Origin of the sequence: Spectribacter acetivorans (assembly GCF_031846305.1) — a bacterium.
GTDB classification, from domain to species: Bacteria; Pseudomonadota; Gammaproteobacteria; order Nevskiales; family Salinisphaeraceae; genus Spectribacter; species Spectribacter acetivorans.
The window spans coordinates 1-287 of sequence record NZ_JAVRHY010000047.1; the positions used below are offsets into that span (position 1 = coordinate 1).

A 287-nucleotide genomic window follows, 5' to 3' on the forward strand; every position below is an offset into this window, starting at 1 on the left:
GTAATCCCCCCATTCTTAGCGCTGTCCAAAAGTGGAGCTAAGCGGCCATCAGTTTCTGCATCGGGGTGATGCCACCGAGGGCCATATTGGGTCGTTCGTGGTTGTAGGTCCATAGCCACCGGGTGGCGGCGTCCTGCACCTGGCTGATGGAGTCGAAAAGGTATTGGCTCAGCCAGTCGTAGCGCACGGTCCGGTTGTAGCGTTCGACATAGGCGTTCTGCTGCGGCTTGCCGGGCTGGATGTACTCCAAGCGGATACCCTGCTGTTTCATCCAGGTCACCAGTTCT

General features: G+C 58.2%; 1 protein-coding gene. It reads right to left on the bottom strand.

Going from position 1 to position 287, the window contains the following annotated elements; genetic code table 11:
- Nucleotides 1-37: 37 nt before the first annotated feature.
- Nucleotides 38-287: integrase core domain-containing protein (locus tag RM531_RS16030; RefSeq protein WP_311653099.1), on the bottom strand; the 250-nt coding region annotated here is incomplete at its 5' end.